Source organism: Marinobacter sp. C2H3, from assembly GCF_037080155.1.
Taxonomy (GTDB): Bacteria; Pseudomonadota; Gammaproteobacteria; order Pseudomonadales; family Oleiphilaceae; genus Marinobacter.
The window spans coordinates 165,688-179,828 of the sequence record NZ_JBBBNZ010000006.1; the positions used below are offsets into that span (position 1 = coordinate 165,688).

The 14,141-nt window shown below is 59.7% G+C and carries 8 protein-coding genes; all 8 read right to left on the reverse strand.

Going from position 1 to position 14,141, the window contains the following annotated elements; all coding sequences use genetic code 11:
* Window positions 1-6 precede the first annotated feature (6 nt).
* Window positions 7-645, reverse strand: coding sequence for a 50S ribosomal protein L3 (gene rplC / locus V3388_RS15415; RefSeq protein ID WP_336368467.1), 639 nt, complete (start codon window positions 643-645; stop codon window positions 7-9).
* 76 nt (window positions 646-721) lie between these two features.
* A complete protein-coding gene (gene rpsJ, locus V3388_RS15420) occupies window positions 722-1,033 on the reverse strand; it encodes a 30S ribosomal protein S10 (RefSeq protein ID WP_004580743.1) in 312 nt (103 codons plus the stop codon).
* 183 nt (window positions 1,034-1,216) lie between these two features.
* Window positions 1,217-2,413 carry an elongation factor Tu gene (gene tuf / locus V3388_RS15425; RefSeq protein ID WP_336368468.1) on the reverse strand — a complete coding sequence of 399 codons (1,197 nt, stop codon included), beginning with the start codon at window positions 2,411-2,413 and terminating at the stop codon, window positions 1,217-1,219.
* Window positions 2,414-2,447: 34 nt separating this feature from the next.
* Window positions 2,448-4,553 carry an elongation factor G gene (gene fusA, locus V3388_RS15430; protein WP_336368469.1) on the reverse strand — a complete coding sequence of 702 codons (2,106 nt, stop codon included), beginning with the start codon at window positions 4,551-4,553 and terminating at the stop codon, window positions 2,448-2,450.
* A gap of 18 nt (window positions 4,554-4,571) precedes the next feature.
* Entirely contained in the window at window positions 4,572-5,042 is a 471-nt protein-coding gene (gene rpsG / locus V3388_RS15435) for a 30S ribosomal protein S7 (protein WP_239039233.1), read from the reverse strand.
* A 113-nt stretch (window positions 5,043-5,155) separates the two neighbouring features.
* Window positions 5,156-5,530: a 30S ribosomal protein S12 gene (gene rpsL / locus V3388_RS15440; RefSeq protein ID WP_008174844.1), complete on the reverse strand. Its 375-nt coding sequence runs from the start codon at window positions 5,528-5,530 to the stop codon at window positions 5,156-5,158.
* A 168-nt stretch (window positions 5,531-5,698) separates the two neighbouring features.
* On the reverse strand, window positions 5,699-9,913 hold the full coding sequence (gene rpoC / locus V3388_RS15445; RefSeq protein ID WP_336368470.1) for a DNA-directed RNA polymerase subunit beta': 4,215 nt from the start codon (window positions 9,911-9,913) through the stop codon (window positions 5,699-5,701).
* 76 nt (window positions 9,914-9,989) lie between these two features.
* A complete protein-coding gene (gene rpoB / locus V3388_RS15450) occupies window positions 9,990-14,066 on the reverse strand; it encodes a DNA-directed RNA polymerase subunit beta (protein WP_336368471.1) in 4,077 nt (1,358 codons plus the stop codon).
* Window positions 14,067-14,141 lie beyond the last annotated feature (75 nt).

Genomic DNA, 14,141 nt, shown 5'->3' on the forward strand with positions numbered 1-14,141 from the left:
CGCTCCTCAGGCTTTCACTGCAGGCTTGATGACAACGTCGCCGCCAGTTGCGCCCGGTACGGCACCACTCACCAGCAGCAGGTTGCGCTCGGCGTCGACACGGACGATCTTCAGGTTCTGCACGGTAACCTGTGCATTACCCATCTGGCCCGCCATCTTCTTGCCCTTGAACACCCGGCCAGGGGTCTGGTTCTGACCAATGGAACCCGGCGCACGATGGGACAGGGAGTTGCCGTGGGTGGCGTCCTGCATGGCAAAGTTCCAGCGCTTAACGCCGCCCTGGAAGCCTTTACCCTTGGACTGACCGATGGCGTCCACCATCTGACCGTCTTCGAAGACTGACGCGGTGATCTCACCACCAGCAGCCAGCTCTTCGCCTTCGCCGTCAGCCAGACGGAATTCCCATACGCCACGACCGGCTTCAACGCCCGCCTTCGCGAAATGGCCCGCCTCGGACTTGGTGACACGAGAGGAGCGACGAACGCCGACCGTTACCTGAACGGCGCGATATCCGTCGGATTCGAGGGTTTTCAGCTGGGTAATCCGGTTGGGCTCAACCTCGATTACCGTTACGGGCAATGCCTGCCCGTCTTCCGTAAAAATACGGGTCATACCGGCCTTACGACCGACTACACCAATTGCCATGTTTCACCTCTTAAGTGTACGGGGCTCTCACCCTCTATGGCCTTAGGACAGTTACACAGACTGATACCGGGCGGTATCAGCCGAGGCTGATCTGAACGTCTACACCTGCTGCCAGGTCCAACTTCATCAAAGCATCTACTGTCTTTTCGGTCGGCTCGACGATGTCGAGCAGACGCTTGTGGGTACGAATCTCGTACTGGTCGCGCGCGTCTTTATTCACGTGCGGGGAGATCAGTACGGTGTACTTTTCCTTGCGCGTCGGCAGAGGAATCGGGCCACGCACCTGAGCGCCGGTCCGCTTCGCGGTATCGACGATCTCCTGCGTGGACTGGTCGATCAGGCGGTAATCAAACGCCTTCAACCGAATACGAATTTTTTGGCTTTGCATGATGCACCAAACTCCACTTGTGGCAGCGACTAGTTAGCCGACCTTCAAAAAAAGGAGCCGCATTGTATGCAGAATACCCAACCCTGTCAACAGCGACGCTGGGGGACAGGATCGGGCAAACCGTTGCGACAAACAGAAAAAGGGGCTGATAACTCAGCCCCTTTTCCGGATCCAGCGAGCAAATTACTCGAGGATCTTGGAGACCACGCCGGCACCAACGGTACGGCCGCCTTCACGAATCGCGAAGCGCAGGCCATCTTCCATGGCGATCGGAGCAATCAGGGTGACGCTCATCTTGACGTTGTCACCCGGCATTACCATCTCAACACCTTCCGGCAGTTCGCAAGAACCGGTCACGTCAGTGGTCCGGAAGTAGAACTGCGGGCGGTAGCCCTTGAAGAACGGGGTATGACGACCACCTTCTTCCTTGGACAGTACGTACACTTCGCACTCGAACTTGGTGTGCGGCTTGATGGTACCCGGCTTACACAGAACCTGACCACGCTCAACGTCGTCACGCTTGGTACCACGCAGCAGAACACCGACGTTCTCACCGGCACGGCCTTCGTCCAGCAGCTTGCGGAACATCTCAACGCCGGTACAGGTCGTCTTGACGGTATCCTTGATACCAACAATCTCGATTTCCTCACCAACCTTGATCACGCCCCGCTCAACACGGCCAGTGACCACGGTACCACGGCCGGAAATGGAGAAGACGTCCTCGATCGGCATCAGGAACGGCTGATCAATCGCGCGCTCCGGCTCAGGGATGTACTCGTCCAGGGCCTCGACCAGCTTCTTGACAGCGGTGGTGCCCATCTCGTTGTCGTCTTTACCTTCCAGCGCCATCAGCGCAGAGCCGGTAATGATCGGGGTGTCGTCGCCCGGGAAGTCGTACTGGCTCAGCAGATCGCGAACTTCCATCTCGACCAGCTCCAGAAGCTCCTCGTCGTCCACCATGTCGGCCTTGTTCAGGAACACGACGATGAACGGTACGCCAACCTGACGGGACAGCAGGATGTGCTCACGGGTCTGCGGCATGGGGCCGTCAGCAGCGGAGCACACCAGGATAGCGCCGTCCATCTGTGCCGCGCCGGTGATCATGTTCTTCACATAGTCGGCGTGGCCCGGGCAGTCAACGTGTGCGTAGTGACGGGTCGGGGAATCGTACTCAACGTGGGAGGTCGCGATGGTGATACCACGCGCGCGCTCTTCCGGAGCGTTGTCGATCTGGTCGAATGCACGGCTCTCGCCAGTGCCCCAGACTTCGTGACATACACGGGTCAGGGCGGCGGTCAGAGTGGTCTTACCATGGTCAACGTGACCAATGGTGCCCACGTTTACGTGCGGCTTGTTACGCTCAAATTTTGCTTTAGACACGGTTACACCTCTTCCTGTTACTTAAGTCCTGGGATCAACCCTTTTTAATGATCGCTTCGGCAATGTTCGACGGAGCTTCCATATAGCGAGAGAATTCCATCGCATAGGACGCCCGACCCTGGGTCGCAGACCGCAGGTCAGTGGCGTAACCGAACATCTCCGACAACGGAACTTCCGCGCGGATGATCTTGCCCGACGGGCTATCATCCATACCCTGAATCAGGCCGCGACGACGGTTCAGGTCGCCGACGACATCGCCCATGTAATCCTCAGGGCTGACGACTTCCACCTTCATGATGGGCTCCAGGAGTGCCGGATTGGCTTCCAGGGCGCCTTTCTTCATCGCCATGGAGCCGGCAATCTTGAACGCCATCTCGTTGGAGTCAACGTCGTGGTAGGAACCGTCGTACAGGGTCGCCTTGATGCGCAGCAGAGGATAGCCGGCCAGACAGCCGTTCTGCATCTGCTCGGAAATACCCTGCTGAACGGCCGGGATGTATTCCTTCGGAACCACACCACCCACGATCTCGTTCACGAAGATAAAGTTCTCACCATCTTCATCGTCCAGCGGCAGCGGCTCGAGCTTGATCTTGACGTGACCGTACTGACCGCGACCACCGGACTGACGAACGAATTTGCCTTCAACGTCCACCGGCTTGCGGATGCACTCGCGGTAGGCCACCTGCGGCTTACCGATGTTCGCCTCAACCTTGAACTCGCGACGCATACGGTCAACGATGATGTCCAGGTGAAGCTCACCCATACCGGAGATGATGGTCTGGCCAGACTCTTCATCGGTCCGGACACGGAACGACGGGTCTTCCTGGGCCAGCTTGCCCAGAGCGACGCCCATCTTCTCCTGATCGGCCTTGGACTTCGGCTCAACCGCGACAGAGATAACCGGCTCCGGGAATTCCATGCGCTCGAGAACGATCTTGTGGTTCTCATCGCACAGGGTGTCACCGGTGGTGACGCTCTTCAGACCAATGGCGGCGGCGATATCGCCCGCCAGCACTTCCTTGATCTCCTGACGCTCTTTGGAGTGCATCTGCACCATCCGGCCAACACGCTCTTTCTTCTGCTTGACCGAGTTGTACACGGCAGAGCCGCTCTCCAGCTTGCCGGAGTAGACCCGGAAGAAGGTCAGCGTACCTACGAACGGGTCCGTAGCAATCTTGAACGCCAGCGCCGCGAACGGGGCATCGTCGTCTACCGGACGGGTCTCTTCGGTGCCTTCGTCATCCACCTCACCGCGGATCGCCTTGACTTCGTCAGGCGCCGGCAGGAATTCGATCACAGAGTCCAGAACCGCCTGAACGCCCTTGTTCTTGAACGCGGAACCACAGGTGGCCACAACGATTTCGTTGGCGAGGGTGCGCTGGCGCAAGCCCTGCTTGATCTCGTCGATGGACAGCTCACCGCCCTCCAGGTACTTCTCCATGAGCTCTTCATTGGCCTCGGCAGCGGCCTCGACCATCTGCTCACGGTACTTGGCAACCTCGTCCGCCATCTCGGCCGGAACGTCTTTCTGCTCGTAGGTCATACCGGAATCTTCTTCATTCCAGTAAATCGCCTTGTTACGAATCAGATCGACGATGCCCGCGAAGTTTTCTTCGGCACCGATCGGCAGCTGGATGGGAACCGCAGTCGCACCCAGACGGTTCTTGATCTGAGCAACCACGCGCAGGAAGTTCGCGCCGGCGCGGTCCATCTTGTTGACGAACACCATCCGGGGCACTTCGTACTTGTTGGCCTGACGCCATACGGTTTCGGATTGCGGCTCTACACCGGAGGAACCACAGAACACCACAACAGCGCCGTCCAGAACACGCAGGGAACGCTCTACCTCGATGGTAAAGTCCACGTGGCCCGGGGTATCGATGATGTTGATCCGGTGTTCCGGATACTGCTTGTCCATGCCTTGCCAGAAGCAGGTGGTTGCGGCAGACGTGATAGTAATACCACGCTCCTGCTCCTGCTCCATCCAGTCCATGGTGGCAGCGCCATCATGAACCTCACCGATCTTGTGGGAGATGCCCGTGTAGAACAGAACCCGCTCGGTGGTTGTGGTTTTGCCCGCATCGACGTGCGCACAAATACCAATGTTTCTGTAACGCTTGATCGGAGTCTTGCGTGCCACGATATAAACCTCGGCTGATTAGAAACGGAAGTGAGAGAATGCCTTGTTGGCTTCTGCCATACGGTGCACGTCTTCGCGCTTCTTCACAGCGGCACCCTTGCTGTCGGCGGCGTCGAGGATTTCTCCGGCCAGACGCTGCGCCATGCTCTTCTCACCGCGCTTCCGGGAAAATTCAACGAGCCAGCGCATCGCCAGCGCGTTTTGACGGGAAGGCCGAACTTCAACCGGCACCTGGTAGGTGGCACCACCGACGCGACGGGACTTAACCTCAACCATCGGCTGGATGTTCTCCAGGGCCTTCTCGAACATTTCGATCGGCTCTTCTTTAGACTTGTCGGCAACAATGTCGAGCGCGCCGTAAACAATGCGCTCTGCTACGGATTTCTTGCCGCTTTCCATCACGTGGTTGATGAACTTGGCAAGCCGTGCACTGCCGAATTTCGGATCGGGAATGATTTCCCGTTTTGCTGCAACTCTTCTTCTAGGCATCGATAAGCCCTTATCGTTAAAAGGTCTTCAGGAACCCCTGAGATAGCACCTGGCTACTCAGCCTTACTCTTACCGTTCTGACAAGCAACGATAAAAGACACCCGCTAGGGACATCAGGACTTGGGTCGTTTTGCACCGTACTTGGAGCGGCCCTGCTTACGGTTCTGTACACCCTGGGTGTCCAGCGTTCCGCGCACGGTGTGGTAACGCACACCCGGAAGGTCTTTTACACGACCGCCACGGATAAGCACTACACTGTGCTCCTGAAGGTTGTGACCTTCACCACCGATGTATGAGGAAACCTCGTAGCCGTTGGTCAGACGAACACGGCACACTTTACGCAGTGCAGAGTTCGGCTTCTTCGGCGTTGTGGTGTATACACGAGTACACACACCACGGCGCTGCGGGCAGGCCTGGAGCGCGGGAACGTCGCTCTTGGCTACCTTGCGCTTACGAGGCTTACGCACCAACTGATTAATCGTTGCCATGTAAGCAAACTCCAAAAAACATTCCAATGAAACTTACCCCCTGAACAGGGGGTAAAATTTAAGGGACGCAAGTGTAAGCCTGCGCCCCCGGTCAGTCAAGATGACTGATCTCTTTTTAACCAGCCATCCGGACAGCTACGTACCGCTGCCCTGGGCTGGTTTGCGGGCTCAGAGCTCGCGGTTGAGCTCGGCGCTCAGCGCTTCTTCCACGTCCGCCGCGGTGACGCCCTGCTCGGCCAGATCACGCTTGCGACGACGCTCGCTGTGATAGGCCAGGCCGGTACCGGCCGGGATCAGACGGCCAACCACCACGTTTTCCTTCAGGCCGCGCAGGTAGTCCCGCTTGCCGGTCACCGCGCCTTCGGTCAGTACCCGCGTGGTCTCCTGGAAGGAGGCCGCGGAGATGAACGACTCGGTGGCCAGAGAGGCCTTGGTGATGCCCAGCAGCAGCCGCTCGAAGCGGGCCGGATCCTTGTCCGCCGCCAGCGCCTTCTCGTTCTCCTCCAGCACCTGGGTGATTTCCACCTGGTCGCCGGACAACAGCGTGGTGTCGCCGGCGTCGGTAATCTCAACCTTGCGCAGCATCTGGCGAACAATCACTTCAATGTGCTTGTCGTTGATCACCACGCCCTGCAGACGGTAAACGTCCTGGATTTCGTTGGTGATGTACTTCGCCAGTTCAACCACGCCCAGCAGGCGCAGGATGTCGTGGGGGTTGGACGGACCATCGGAGATGACTTCGCCCTTTTCCACGGTCTCGCCTTCGAACACGTTCATCTGGCGATGCTTGGGAATCAGTACCTCGTACGGATCACTGTCTTTCGGTGTGATCACGAGACGCTTCTTGCCCTTGGTTTCCTTACCGAAGGAAATGGTGCCGCTGATTTCCGCCAGGATGGACGACTCTTTCGGGCGACGGGCCTCGAACAGGTCGGCAACCCGCGGCAGACCACCGGTAATATCCCGGGTCTTGGAGCTTTCCTGCGGAATCCGCGCAACCACGTCACCCAGCTCGATCTTCGCACCGTTGGCCATGGTCACCAGTGCGTTGGCGGGCAGGAAGTACATGGCGGCAGCGCCACCGGGCAGCTCAACGTCGTTGCCGGCTTCATCCAGAACCTGGATACCCGGGCGCAGGTCTTTGCCGGCCGCCGGACGCTCTTTCGAATCCAGAACCTCCATAGTGGACAGGCCGGTCAGCTCGTCGGTCTGGGTGCGGACAGTAATGCCCTGCTCCATGTTGACGAACTTCGCCACGCCCTTGGCCTCGGCAATGATCGGGTGCGTGTGCGGATCCCACTTGGCAACCACGACACCGGCCTCGACCGCATCGCCGTTCTTGACGGACAGCACCGCGCCGTAGGGCAGCTTGTACCACTCGCGCTCACGGCCCTGATCGTCGGCAATGGCCAGCGCTGAGGAGCGGGAGACCACCACCAGGGAACCGTCGGTCTTCTCGATCGACTTCAGGTTGTGCAGGCGAACGGTACCGCCGTGCTTGACCTGAATGTTGTCCACGGCGGAGGCCCGGCTGGCGGCGCCACCGATGTGGAAGGTCCGCATGGTCAGCTGGGTACCCGGCTCACCGATGGACTGGGCCGCGATAACACCGACCGCTTCGCCCACGTTGACCTGATGGCCACGGGCCAGATCACGGCCGTAGCACTTGGAGCAGATGCCGTGGCGGGTGTCACAGGTGATCGCAGAACGCACCCACACCTCGTCCACACCAGCCCGCTCGATCATCTCGACGGTTTTCTCGTCCAGCAACGTGCCGGCGGAAACCACCGCGTTGTCCTTGTCGGTCGGCGTGAACACGTCGCGGGCGGTCACCCGGCCAAGCACCCGGTCACCCAGGGGCACAACCACGTCGCCGCCCTCGATGTGCGGCGTCATCAACAGGCCTTCTTCGGTACCGCAGTCTTCTTCGGTCACCACCAGGTCCTGGGACACGTCCACCAGACGACGGGTCAGGTAACCGGAGTTCGCGGTCTTCAGGGCGGTATCCGCCAGACCTTTCCGGGCACCGTGTGTGGAGATGAAGTACTGCAGTACGTTCAGACCTTCACGGAAGTTAGCGGTAATCGGCGTCTCAATGATGGAGCCGTCCGGCTTCGCCATCAGGCCCCGCATACCGGCCAACTGACGGATCTGGGCCGCGGAACCCCGGGCGCCAGAATCGGCCATCATGTAGACCGAGTTGAACGACTCCTGCATCAGGACGTCGCCGTCCTCACCTTTGACCGGCTGCCCATCCGGGCCGATAACCGGCTGCTTGGACAAGCGCTCCATCATGGCCTTGGAGACCTTGTCGTTGGCCCGGGACCAGATATCGATAACCTTGTTGTACTTCTCGCCCTGGGTCAGAAGACCGGACGCGTACTGGTTCTCGATGTCCTTCACCTCATCCGAGGCGGCGTCCACCAGCTCGTACTTCTCCGGCGGAATCTCGAAATCGTTGAAGCCGATGGAGATACCGGACCGAGTGGCGTAGTGGTAGCCCATGTACATCAGCTGGTCGGCAAAAATGACCGTGTCCTTAAGGCCTGCATCGCGGTAGCAGGTATTGATCAGGGCGGAAATCGCCTTCTTCACCATCGGGCGATTGACCAGCTCGAACGGCAGGCCGTCCGGAACGATGTCGAACAGAATGGCGCGGCCAACGGTGGTATCCACCAGGAGGCTGGACTCAATGCGCTCGCCGCTCTCATCAAAGACGACCTGCTTGACCCGGACCTTGACCTTGGCCTGCAGATCGACCTTTCCAGCACCGTAAGCGCGATGCGCTTCCTTGATGTCAGAGAACACCATGCCCTCGCCCTGGGCGGCGTGGCGCTCACGGGTCATGTAGTACAGGCCCAGAACCACGTCCTGGGACGGCACGATGATCGGCTCGCCGTTGGCCGGGGACAGCACGTTGTTGGTGGACATCATCAGCGCACGGGCTTCAAGCTGGGCTTCCAGGGTCAGCGGTACGTGAACCGCCATCTGGTCACCGTCGAAGTCGGCGTTGTAGGCCGCACACACCAGCGGGTGCAGCTGGATGGCCTTGCCTTCGATCAGAACCGGCTCGAACGCCTGGATACCCAGACGGTGCAGAGTCGGCGCCCGGTTCAGCATGATCGGATGCTCGCGGATGACCTCGTCCAGGATATCCCAGACCACGCCTTCCTCGCGCTCGACCATCTTCTTGGCCGCCTTGATGGTGGTGGCCAGGCCGCGATGCTCCAGCTTGGAGAAAATGAACGGCTTGAAGAGTTCCAGCGCCATCTTCTTGGGCAGACCGCACTGATGCAGGCGCAGGTACGGACCGACCACGATCACGGAACGGCCGGAGTAGTCGACGCGCTTACCCAGCAGGTTCTGACGGAACCGGCCTTGCTTGCCCTTGATCATGTCGGCCAGGGACTTCAGCGGGCGCTTGTTGGTGCCGGTGATGGCACGGCCACGGCGGCCGTTGTCCAGCAGGGCATCCACCGCTTCCTGCAGCATGCGTTTTTCGTTACGCACGATGATGTCCGGCGCGTTCAGCTCCAGCAGGCGCTTGAGACGGTTGTTCCGGTTGATCACCCGACGGTACAGATCGTTCAGGTCGGAGGTGGCGAACCGGCCACCGTCCAGCGGAACCAGCGGGCGCAGATCCGGCGGCAGCACCGGCAGCACGGTCATGACCATGTCGCCCGGGCGGTTGCCGGAGAACAGGAAGGCCTCAAGAATCTTCAGACGCTTGGTCAGCTTCTTGATCTTGGTCTCGGAGTTGGTCTGGGGAATCTCTTCCCGCAGAGTGTCCACTTCCGTCTGCAGATCGATGGCTTCAAGCAGCTCCTTGATGGCCTCGGCACCCATGCGGGCGTCGAACTCGTCACCGAACTCCTCGAGGGCCTCGTAGTACTGCTCATCGTTCAGCAGCTGGCCTTTCTCGAGGGTGGTCATGCCCGGGTCGATCACGATGAACGACTCGAAGTACAGGACCCGCTCGATGTCCCGCAGGGTCATGTCCAGCATCATGCCGATCCGGGACGGCAGGGACTTCAGGAACCAGATGTGAGCCACCGGGCTGGCCAGCTCGATGTGGCCCATGCGCTCACGGCGCACGCTGGCCAGTGCGACTTCAACGCCGCACTTCTCACAGATGACGCCGCGGTGCTTCAGGCGCTTGTACTTGCCGCACAGGCACTCGTAATCCTTGATCGGGCCAAAGATCTTGGCGCAGAACAGGCCGTCACGCTCAGGCTTGAACGTCCGGTAGTTGATGGTCTCGGGTTTCTTGACTTCCCCGTAGGACCAGGAGCGAATCATGTCCGGAGACGCCAGGCCAATGCGGATGGCGTCGAATTCCTTACTCTGATTCTGGTTCTTGAGAAGATTCAGCAAATCTTTCATCAGTAAAAGCTCCGGATGGCGTTAATCTCGGGCGGGCACTGGACGTGCCCGCACACGCTGCCAAAAACAAGTCGGCTCACTCGGATTCCAGCTCGATGTCGATACCCAGCGAGCGGATCTCCTTGACAAGAACGTTGAAGGACTCGGGCATGCCCGGCTCCATACGGTGATCGCCATCGACGATGTTCTTGTACATCTTGGTCCGTCCGTTGACGTCGTCCGACTTGACGGTAAGCATCTCCTGGAGGGTATAGGCCGCGCCGTATGCCTCCAGAGCCCACACTTCCATCTCACCGAACCGCTGGCCACCGAACTGCGCCTTACCACCCAGCGGCTGCTGGGTCACCAGGCTGTAGGAACCGGTGGAACGAGCGTGCATCTTGTCGTCGATCAGGTGGTTGAGCTTGAGCATGTACATGTAGCCCACGGTCACCGGACGGTCAAACGCATCGCCGGTACGGCCGTCGTACAGCTTCACCTGCCCGCTGGTGTCCATGTCGGCCAGCTCAAGCATGCGCTTGACCTCAGCTTCCTTGGCACCGTCAAACACCGGCGTTGCCATCGGTACGCCGTTGCGCAGGTTGTCGCACAGCTCCAGGATTTCCCGATCGTTCAGGGAATCCAGATCCACCTTGAAGACTTCGTCCGAGTGGTTGTAGATCTCATCCAACAGCTGGCGCAGCTCAGCAATCTTGCGCTGCTCGTCCAGCATGCGGCTGATCTTCTCACCCAGGCCCTTGGCGGCCGCACCGAGGTGAGTCTCCAGTACCTGGCCCACGTTCATCCGGGACGGAACACCCAGCGGGTTCAGGACGATGTCTACGGTGGTGCCGTGCTCGTCGTACGGCATGTCCTCAATGGGCATGACCGCCGAGATAACACCTTTGTTCCCGTGACGACCGGCCATCTTGTCGCCCGGCTGGATGCGGCGCTTGATGGCCAGGTAGACCTTGACGATCTTGAGTACGCCCGGCGCCAGATCGTCGCCCTGCTGCAGCTTGCCCTTCTTGTCGTCAAAGCGCGCTTCGTGCTCTTTCTTGCGCTCTTCCAGACCCTGCTCGGACTTCTCCAGCAGCTCGTTAAGGCCTTCGTCCTTCATCCGGAGCTTGAACCAGTCCGCCCGCGGCAGATCAGCGAGGTACGCCTCGTCCAGGGTCGCGCCTTTCTTCAGGCCCGGGCCGCTGATGACTTCCTGGCCTTTGAGGGCGCTCATCAGACGCTCGTAGGTCGCGCCTTCGACGATGCGGTACTCGTCCTTGAGGTCCTTCCGGTACTTGTCCAGCTGCTCTTTCTCAATGGACAGTGCCCGGGCGTCCTTTTCGATGCCGTCACGGGTGAAGACCTGAACGTCGATGACGGTACCGCGGGTGCCGGTCGGCACGCGCTGGGACGTATCCTTAACGTCTGAGGCCTTCTCGCCGAAGATGGCACGCAGCAGCTTCTCTTCCGGGGTCAGTTGGGTTTCGCCCTTCGGCGTCACCTTGCCCACCAGGATGTCACCGGGGCCTACTTCGGCACCGATGTAGACAATCCCGGACTCGTCCAGCTTGGACAGCGCGCTTTCACCCACGTTCGGGATGTCCGCGGTGATTTCCTCACTGCCCAGCTTGGTGTCCCGGGCCACACAGGTGAGCTCCTGAATATGGATGGTGGTCAGGCGATCTTCCTGAACCACTTTTTCCGAGATCAGGATGGAGTCCTCGAAGTTGTAACCGTTCCACGGCATGAACGCGATGCGCATGTTCTGGCCCAGGGCCAGCTCACCCAGATCCACAGACGGACCGTCGGCCAGCACGTCACCACGCGCCACCACATCGCCCTGGCGCACAATGGAGCGCTGGTTGATGCAGGTGTTCTGGTTGGAGCGGGTGTACTTGGTCAGGTTGTAGATGTCCACGCCCGCATCACCGGCCGCGGTTTCATCATCGTTCACCCGGACCACGATCCGCGCCGCGTCCACGCTCTCGATGACACCGCCGCGACGGGCGCTGACACAGACGCCGGAGTCCTGGGCCACGGTGCGCTCAACACCGGTACCGACCAGCGGCACCTGGGACCTGAGCGTCGGCACCGCCTGACGTTGCATGTTCGCACCCATCAAGGCCCGGTTGGCGTCGTCGTGCTCCAGGAACGGAATCAGCGACGCGGCAACGGACACCACCTGGCGCGGAGACACGTCCATGAAGTTGACGGCCTCGGGAGGCGCCACGGTAAATTCGTTCTGGTGACGCACCGTAACCAGCTCATCGGTGAGGCGCTTGTTGTCGTCCGTGGCCGCACTGGCCTGGGCGATCACATAATTGCTCTCTTCGATGGCGGACAGGTACACCAACTCGTCGGTAACCACGCCGTCAACTACTTTCCGGTACGGGCTTTCCAGGAAGCCGTAGGAGTTGGCTCGGGCGTAGGTGGCCAGGGAGTTGATCAGACCGATGTTCGGGCCTTCCGGGGTTTCGATCGGGCACACGCGGCCGTAATGGGTCGGGTGGACGTCACGAACCTCAAAGCCGGCACGCTCGCGGGTCAGGCCGCCAGGCCCAAGCGCGGAAATACGACGCTTGTGGGTAACCTCGGACAGCGGGTTGTTCTGGTCCATGAACTGGGACAGCTGGCTGGAGCCGAAGAACTCCTTGACCGCCGCCGCCACGGGCTTGGCATTGATCAGGTCCTGAGGCATCAGGCCTTCGCTTTCCGCCAGGCTCAGACGCTCACGGACCGCGCGCTCGACGCGCACGAGGCCCACGCGGAACTGGTTCTCGGCCATCTCACCCACGCACCGCACGCGACGGTTACCCAGGTTATCGATGTCGTCCACGTTGCCCTGGCCGTTACGGATGTTAATCAGGGTGCGCAGCACATCGATGATGTCATCGTTGGTCAGCGTACCGGAACCCGTGCTCTCGGCCCGACCCAGGCGACGGTTGAGCTTCATCCGGCCAACGCCGGACAGGTCATACCGCTCCTCGGAGAAGAACAGGTTGTTGAACAGGTTTTCCGCCGACTCTTTGGTGGGCGGCTCGCCCGGACGCATCATCCGATAGATCTCAACCAGCGATTCGAGCTGGCTGCGGGTCGGATCGATGCGCAGGGTATCGGACATGAACGGACCGCAGTCGAGATCGTTGGTGTACAGGGTCTCGATCTGCTGGACGCCCGCGTCCAGGATTTTCTTCACGACGTCTTCGGACAGTTCGGTGTTGCACTCCACCAATACTTCGCCGGAGGACTGGTCGATCATGTCCTTGGCCAGGACACGGCCGTACAGATACTCGGTTGGCACTTCCAGTTCGCTGATGCCGGCTTTTTCAAGCTGCTTGATGTGGCGCGCGGTAATCCGGCGACCTTCCTCGACAATCACGTTACCGTCATTGTCCTTGATGTCGAAGGTGGCGATATCGCCTCGCAGACGGCTGGGTACCAGCTCAAGTTTGCAGGTTTCCTCGCCGAGGCTGAACTTGCTGGTATCAAAGAACATACCCAGCATCTGCTCGGAGGAATAGCCCAAGGCGCGCAGCAGGATGGTCGCGGGCAGTTTCCGGCGACGGTCGATGCGCACGAATACGCTGTCCTTCGGATCGAATTCGAAATCGAGCCAGGAACCACGGTAAGGAATCACCCGGGCAGAGTACAGGAGCTTGCCGGAGGAGTGGGTCTTGCCCTTGTCGTGATCGAAGAACACACCCGGTGAACGGTGCAGCTGAGACACGATGACGCGCTCGGTGCCGTTCACGATAAAGGTGCCGTTCTCGGTCATCAGGGGCATTTCGCCCATGTAGACTTCCTGCTCCTTGATGTCCTTGATGGCCTTGTTAGACGATTCTTTATCGTAAATGATCAGACGGACTTTGACGCGCAGCGGCGCTGCGTAGGTAACACCCCGAAGCTGGCATTCCTTGACATCAAACACCGGCTCGCCAATGCGATAGCTCACATATTCGAGCGCGGCATTGCCAGAGTAACTGACAATCGGGAATACGGATTTGAAGGCTGCGTGAAGACCGGTTTCCCGACGGTCCTCGGCAGCGGCTTCCATTTGCAGGAAGTCCCGGAACGAATCCAGCTGAATAGACAGCAAATAGGGGACGTCCATCACGGAAGGCAATTTACGAAAGTCTTTGCGAATCCGCTTTTTCTCAGTGTAGGAGTAAGTCATCTGCATTCCCCAGCTTTAGACCTGATACCTGGTATCAAGAAGCAACCAAAATTCTGCTTCGGGGCCGAATTGCTC

Bases quoted from the DNA above. Each gene is read 5' to 3' on its own strand.
- rpsJ (WP_004580743.1), bottom strand. From the start codon at position 1,033: ATGCAAAGCCAAAAAATTCGTATTCGGTTGAAGGCGTTTGATTACCGC.
- rpsG (WP_239039233.1), bottom strand. From the start codon at position 5,042: ATGCCTAGAAGAAGAGTTGCAGCAAAACGGGAAATCATTCCCGATCCG.
- rpoC (WP_336368470.1), bottom strand. From the start codon at position 9,913: ATGAAAGATTTGCTGAATCTTCTCAAGAACCAGAATCAGAGTAAGGAA.
- rpsL (WP_008174844.1), bottom strand. From the start codon at position 5,530: ATGGCAACGATTAATCAGTTGGTGCGTAAGCCTCGTAAGCGCAAGGTA.
- rplC (WP_336368467.1), bottom strand. From the start codon at position 645: ATGGCAATTGGTGTAGTCGGTCGTAAGGCCGGTATGACCCGTATTTTT.
- rpoB (WP_336368471.1), bottom strand. From the start codon at position 14,066: ATGACTTACTCCTACACTGAGAAAAAGCGGATTCGCAAAGACTTTCGT.